At 73.6% G+C, this 6,740-nt stretch carries 6 protein-coding genes; all 6 read left to right on the top strand.

Annotated elements, in window-relative coordinates; all coding sequences use genetic code 11:
- Positions 1–439 precede the first annotated feature (439 nt).
- The 6 genes from C6N75_RS28690 to C6N75_RS28665 all read left to right on the top strand — a co-directional run bounded on the left by C6N75_RS28690 (position 440) and on the right by C6N75_RS28665 (position 6,678).
- Entirely contained in the window at positions 440–2,227 is a 1,788-nt protein-coding gene (locus C6N75_RS28690; protein ID WP_105871769.1) for a sensor histidine kinase, read from the top strand.
- 110 nt (positions 2,228–2,337) lie between these two features.
- A complete protein-coding gene (locus C6N75_RS28685) occupies positions 2,338–2,757 on the top strand; it encodes a roadblock/LC7 domain-containing protein (RefSeq protein ID WP_105871767.1) in 420 nt (139 codons plus the stop codon).
- A complete protein-coding gene (locus tag C6N75_RS28680) occupies positions 2,754–3,113 on the top strand; it encodes a DUF742 domain-containing protein (protein WP_181160658.1) in 360 nt (119 codons plus the stop codon). Before C6N75_RS28685 ends, C6N75_RS28680 begins: the two co-directional genes overlap by 4 nt.
- Positions 3,094–3,711 carry a GTP-binding protein gene (locus C6N75_RS28675; protein ID WP_105871766.1) on the top strand — a complete coding sequence of 206 codons (618 nt, stop codon included), beginning with the start codon at positions 3,094–3,096 and terminating at the stop codon, positions 3,709–3,711. Before C6N75_RS28680 ends, C6N75_RS28675 begins: the two co-directional genes overlap by 20 nt.
- Complete coding sequence (locus C6N75_RS28670; RefSeq protein ID WP_105871765.1) at positions 3,708–4,958, top strand: cytochrome P450; 1,251 nt, start codon at positions 3,708–3,710, stop codon at positions 4,956–4,958. Before C6N75_RS28675 ends, C6N75_RS28670 begins: the two co-directional genes overlap by 4 nt.
- A gap of 301 nt (positions 4,959–5,259) precedes the next feature.
- On the top strand, positions 5,260–6,678 hold the full coding sequence (locus C6N75_RS28665) for a family 2B encapsulin nanocompartment shell protein (RefSeq protein ID WP_105871764.1): 1,419 nt from the start codon (positions 5,260–5,262) through the stop codon (positions 6,676–6,678).
- The last annotated feature ends 62 nt before the right edge of the window (positions 6,679–6,740 follow it).

Here is a 6,740-nt window from a genome sequence, read left to right as displayed (position 1 = left end):
GAGGGCAGGAGGGCTGGTCAGCGGGGGAAGGGGAGTGCGGGATTCCATTATCACAACTGAGGTGTGGGGCAGGTGCGTTCGGGACGTAGTGGGGTGGGTGGCGGAGTGTGCGGCCCGCTCGATCTGGGCGTGGGGCAGGCTGGCTAGCATGAGATCCTGCCCGGGAGGAAGATCGCCCACCGGATGACGATCACTCCCCCTGACGGGTGATCGCCTCCGACGGCGACCGTCCCCTTGACGGGTGGTCGCCCGCACGGTGATCACCCCTGGGCGGGTGGTCGCCTCGCCTGGTGACCACCCTCTGGCGGGTGGTCGCCCGCGTGGTGGCCGCCCCCTGACGGGTGGTCGCCGCCGTTGGTGATCACCCCCTGACAGGTGGTCGCCTGGTGTGGTGGCCGCCTGCCCGCCGCCCGCCGTCACCGACCGAGGGACCCGCCGCATGTCAGTGCCCGCACCGCCCGTTCAGCAACGTCGGGGGAAGGCCCCGCAGAAGTCCCCGGCCGCGGCGCCCGTGGCCGTGCTGGTGGTGAGCGCCGTGGTCGCCGGGGTGGCGATCGTGCTGGTGCCGGACGGGGCCCGGAGCTGGACGCTGGGGGTGGCGGCCGTCGCCTGGGTGGCGCTGGCCGCCGCGATAACGGTGTCCGGGCGGGCGGTACGGCGGGCGCGGGGCGAGGCCGCCGCGCGCGACGTCGAGGTGGAGCAGCTCCGGGCCGCGGCGGGCCAGTCCGCTTCGGAGGCGGCGTACCTGGTGAACGTGGTGCTGCCGGCGCTGACCGAGCGGCTGCGCGAGGGCATGGGCGCCGCCGAGGCGCTGGGCAGCGTGGCCCCGCCGCGGGACCCGCAGCTCCGCCGCGTACAGGACCTGTTCGCCGCGACGGCGGAGGAGAGCGCCCGGCGGGCGGCGGGGCTGGACGCCGAGCGGCGGCAGGCCCGGCGGGAGCTGGAGCTGGTGGCCGCGGAGCTGGAGCGGCTGACCCGGGAGACGCTGCCGACCGCGGTGGCGCGGCTGCGCGAGGGGCGCTCGGCCGACACCGTACGCGGCGAGGTGGTCCTGCCCGAGCTGCCGGTGCTGCGGGCGCCGGCCGAGGTGTTCCTGAAGGAGCTGGCCCACAGTGAGCGGCGGGCCGCGGCCGCGCAGGCCGCCTCGGCCAAGGCGCTCAGCCGGGTGCAGGCCAAGTCGGTGAGCATGCTGGCGGACCTGCGGGAGATGCAGGAGCGGCACGGCGAGGAGGTCTTCGGGGACCTGCTGAAGCTGGACCACGCCACCTCCCAGCTCGGTCTGATGACCGACCGGTTGGCGCTGCTCATGGGCGGCCGGTCCTCGCGCGCGTGGAACAAGCCGATCGTGATGGAGAGCATCCTGCGCGGCGCGGTCGGCCGGATCGCGGCGTACCAGCGGGTGCGGCTGCACTGCTCGACGACGGTGGCGATCTCCGGGTACGCCGCCGAGGGCGTGATGCACCTGCTGGCCGAGCTGATGGACAACGCCGCGAACTTCTCGCCGCCCATCGACGAGGTGCACGTCTACGTCGAGGAGCGCAGCGCGGGCATCGTGGTCACCATCGAGGACAGCGGCCTGAAGATGGCCGACGCGGCGATGCGGCGCGCGGCCGAGGCGGTGTCCGGCCGGATGAACGACCTGGTGTCGTTGCAGGGCACCCGGCTCGGGCTCGCGGTCGTGGGGCGGCTGGCGGCGAAGCACGGGATCAGCGTCAACTACCGGCCGTCGTCGCGCGGCGGCACGGGTGTGGTCGTGCTGCTGCCCCGGCAGTTGCTCGCCCAGCAGCAGCACCGTGAGCCGCGCCGGGCGGCCGGAGCGGGGCGTACGGCCGCGGCGACCGCGCCCGCGCCGATCCCTGCCGGTGAGCGCGACGCCGTCCGGTCCGTGGACTTCGGGCAGCCGGCCGATGCGTACCGGCCGGGGGCCGTGCCGGCTCCGGCGGCCGCCGCCGACGACCCGGCCGCGCCCCCGCGCCGGGATTCCGCCGGGTCCACGCCGAACGGCCTGCCGGTGCGCCGGCCCGGTCGCACCATGGGCGAGGCCGAGCGCGGCCGGGCCCGGCCGGTGCCCGAAGCCCGCGAGGAGGCCCCGGAGCGGCGTCCGGGACGGGACGCCGGCTCGCGGTTCGGGGCCTTCCACCGGGGGCGCCGCGCCGCGGACGGCTCGCCCGACGCCTCCGGGCCGGCCGCCCGGCCGGACTTCCCGGACGCCTTCGACACCTTCTGACCGCACCCGCCCACGCCGCGTCCGGCCCTCGGGCGCGCCTCGTCACGCGTACAGGATTGGAGGAACGGGCCATCGCCGGTCAGCCGGCCGGTACCGGCCCGTCACCCATCATGCAGACCACCGACAACAGCCTCACCTGGCTCCTGAAGCGGCTGCTGGAGCAGACCCCCGGCAGCTTGCACGCCCTGGTGCTGTCCCGCGACGGACTGAAGCTGTGCTGGACCGAGCACCTGACGCTCGACCAGGCCGACCAGCTCGCGGCGATCTGCTCCGGCATGCAGGCCCTGGCCCAGGGCGCCTCCGTGGAGTTCGGCGACGGCACCGGCGGCGTACGGCACTCCATGACCGAGTACCACGGCGGGCTGCTGTTCATCGTGGGCGCCGGTCTGGGGGCGCACCTGGCGGTGGTGGCCGCCGAGGACGCCGACCCGGGTGTGGTGGGCCACCGGATGACGGAGCTGGTCGAGCAGATCGGCGAGCACCTGTCGGCCGAACCGCGCGGCCACGTACCGGGGGGTGTGGCGCCGTGACCCCCCGCAAACCGGTGGACACCGGTTCCCCGGACCGGCTGTACACGGTCACCAGCGGGCGCAGCCGCGCGGACGACTCCTTCGACCTGGTGACGCTGATCGTCGCCGAGTCCGGGCCGTCGTCGGGGATGCAGTCGGAGCACGCGCGGATCCTGGAGCTGTGCCGGCATCCGACGGCGGTGGTGGAGATCGCCGCGGAGCTGGGTCTGCCGATCACGGTGGTCCGCATCCTGCTCGGCGACCTGCTCGGCACGGGCCGGATCACCGCCCGCCATCCGCACGCGGCGCGCAGCCTCGCCGCCCTCCCCGACTCCGCCCTTCTGAAGGAGGTGCTCCATGGGCTCCACAACCTCTGAGCTGCCCCAGCAGCGCATACCGCTGACCGACACGGCCGAGACCGGCCTGAAGATCGTCATCGTGGGCGGGTTCGGCGTGGGCAAGACGACGCTGGTCCGCTCGGTCAGCGAGATCCGGCCGCTGAACACCGAGGAGGTGATGACGCAGGCCGGCGTCGGCGTCGACGAGAACGGCGCGGTGGCGTCGAAGACGTCGACGACGGTGGCGTTCGACTTCGGGCGGATCAGCCTGAACGCGACCATGGTGCTGTACCTGTTCGGCGCGCCGGGGCAGGAGCGGTTCTGGTTCCTGTGGGACCGGCTGTTCTCCGGGACGCTGGGCGCGGTGGTGCTGGTGGACACCCGCCGGATGGACGACTCCTGGTACGCGATCGACCGGCTGGAGCACCACCGCACGCCGTTCGTGGTGGCGGTCAACCGCTTCCAGGACGACGAGCGGCGCTACTCGCTGGAGGAGATCCGGCAGGCGCTGGCGCTGCCCGCGCACGTGCCGATGGTGGACTGCGACGCACGCCTGCGGCAGTCCGGCAAGGACGTGCTGATCACGCTGGTCGACCACCTGTACGACATGGCGACGGCCCAGGAGGCGACACCGTGACCGAACCCCGTACGCCGGCCGGCCAGGGCTGCCCCGTCAGCACCGACGCGGTGAAGCTGGCGGGCATCTCGTACCAGCAGACGCCGTCGGAGCTGTACCGGTCGCTGCGCAGGGAGCACGGCGCGGTGGCGCCGGTGCTGCTGGACGCGGACGTCCCGGCCTGGCTGGTCCTCGGCTACTCCGAGGTGTCCTATGTGACCAGCCACGACGAGCTGTTCGCGCGGGACTCGCGGCGCTGGAACCAGTGGGAGCGCATCCCGCCGGACTGGCCGCTGATGCCGTTCGTCGGCTACCAGCCGTCGGTGCTGTTCACCGAGGGCGACGAGCACCGGCGGCGGGCCTCGGTGATCACCGAGGCGCTGGAGGGCGTGGACCAGTTCGAGCTGGGGCGGGACTGCCACCACATCGCCGAGCAGCTCATCGCGGAGTTCGCGGGCAGCGGGCAGGCGGAGCTGATGTCCGGTTACGCGCACGCCCTGCCGATGCGCGCGGTGGTCCAGGTGTGCGGCATGCCGACCTCGGGCGACGACACCCGGCAGCTCGTGGACGACCTGCGGATCTCGCTGGACGCCGGGGAGGGCGACGACCCGGTGGCCGCCTACGGGCGGGTGGGCGAGCGGCTGCGGCAGTTGGTGAAGGACAAGCGGGCCGCGCCGGGCTCGGACGTCACCTCGCGGATGATCCTGCACCCGGCGGGGCTGACCGACGAGGAGATCGTGCAGGACCTGATCTCGGTGATCGCCGCGGCGCAGCAGCCGACGGGCAACTGGATCGGCAACACCCTGCGGCTGCTGCTGACCGACGAGCGGTTCGCGGTGAACGTCTCGGGCGGCCGGCTGAGCGTGGGCGAGGCGCTCAACGAGGTGCTGTGGCTGGACACCCCGACGCAGAACTTCATCGGCCGCTGGGCGGTGCGGGACACCCAGCTCGGCGGGCGGCACATCCGGGCCGGCGACTGCGTGGTGCTGGGGCTGGCCGCGGCCAACACCGACCCGCAGATCTGGCCGGAGGCGCACGTGGGCGCGGAGAACGCGGCGCACCTGTCGTTCAGCAACGGCGAGCACCGCTGCCCGTATCCGGCGCCGCTGCTGGCGGACGTGATGGCGCGCACGGCGGTGGAGACGCTGCTGGAGCGGCTGCCCGACCTGGTGCTGGCGGTGGAGCCGGAGCAACTGGCCTGGCGTCCGTCGATCTGGATGCGGGGACTGGCCGCGCTGCCGGTGGAGTTCACGCCGGTGGTGCGGTAGGCGATGGAGTTCACGACGCCGGTGCGGTAGGCGGTGGACTTCCGAGCCGCCGGCGCGGTAGCCGGCGGAGAGCTGGTGCGGGACAGGCGGCGGACCCCGGGTGGGGGCCGCCGCCTTTTCGTGCTCCGACGGACTGTTGTCGGTCAGGTGGCTCGTTGTCATCGGTCGGCCGGATAAACACACCGCGGACCAAGGTCACTTCATCGAGGTAATGACCGCCGGATCCGTGGGTGACCAGGGGGACGCCGCCCTACTGTTCACCGGAGTCCGGAGTCCGAACCGCGTGAGGAGACCTCGTCGGATGACCGTTACGACCGGCCCGGAGGCGGAGGCGGAGGGGACGCCGGCCCGGCAGTCCAGCCTCGGCGCCGCGGCCGCCCGCAACCTCGCCACCACGACCAAGACCGCGCCGCAGACGCAGGAGACCACGGACCGCTGGCTGCTGCGGATGCTCCCCTGGATCGACACCAAGGGGGGCGCCTACCGGGTGAACCGCCGCCTGAGCCACGCGGTCGGCGACGGGCGGGTGGAGTTCGTCCAGGACGGCCCCGAGGTACGGGTGATCCCCCGGAAGCTCGCCGAACTGCCCCTGCTGCGGGGCTTCGAGGACCTCCAGGTGCTGACCGCTCTCGCCGACCGGTGCGTCCGGCGCGACTTCCGCGCCGGCGAGGTGCTGGTCGAGCACGGGACGCCGGCGCAGCGGATCCATCTGATCGCCCGCGGCCGGATCGGGCAGAGCACGCCCGGGCGGTACGGCGAGGAGGCCGGCGGCGCGGTGCTGGCCGACGGCGACCGGTTCGGCGACCAGGTCCTGCTGGACGGCGAGGGCGCCTGGCCCTACACCGCCACCGCCGAGACCGCGGGGACCCTGCTCACCCTGTCCCGCGCCGACTTCGCCGCCGTGCTCGCCACCGCGCCGCAACTCCGCGACCACGTCGAGCGGTTCGCCGCGCTGCGGAGTCGGCGGCAGAACCGCCACGGCGAGGCGGAGATCGCGATGTCCGCCGGCCACTCCGGTGAAGTCGCCCTGCCCGGCACCTTCGTGGACTACGAGCTGAAGCCCCGCGAGTACGAACTGTCCGTCGTCCAGACCGTGCTGAAGGTGCACACCAGGGTCGCCGACCTCTACAACGACCCGATGAACCAGACGGAGCAGCAGCTCAGGCTCACGATCGAGGCGCTGCGCGAGCGCCAGGAGCACGAGCTGGTCAACCATCCGGAGTTCGGCCTGCTGCACAACGCCGACTACAAGCAGCGGATCCAGCCCCGCACCGGCCCGCCCACCCCGGACGACCTCGACGAGCTGCTCTGCCGCCGCCGGGGCACTCGGCTCTTCCTCGCCCACCCTCGTACGATCTCCGCGATCGGACGCGAGTGGAACGCCCGCGGGCTGTACCCGGAGACCGCCGACGTCGACGGGCGGCCGGTCCTGGCGTGGCGCGGGGTGCCGATCCTGCCGTGCGACAAGATCCCCGTCACGCCGGAGCAGACCAGTCCGATCCTGGCCATGCGCCTCGGCGAGGACAACCAGGGCGTGGTCGGGCTGCGCCAGACCGGCCTGCCGGAGGAGTACCAGCCGGGCCTCTCGGTGCGCTTCATGGGCATCGACGAGCGGGCGGTCATGTCGTACCTCGTGACCGCGTACCACTCCGCCGCGATCCTCGTGCCCAACGCGCTCGGCGTGCTGGAGAACGTGCAGATCGCCCGGCGGGCCGCCTGACCCGGCCGTCCGGCCCCACCCAGCAAGGAGTCGCGGATGCCCGATCCCGGGCCCTCCCCCAC

The organism is Streptomyces solincola (assembly GCF_002982015.1).
GTDB lineage: Bacteria > Actinomycetota > Actinomycetes > Streptomycetales > Streptomycetaceae > Streptomyces > Streptomyces solincola.
Note: the sequence above shows the minus strand (reverse complement) of the source record. Positions and strands in the feature narration are given on the sequence as shown.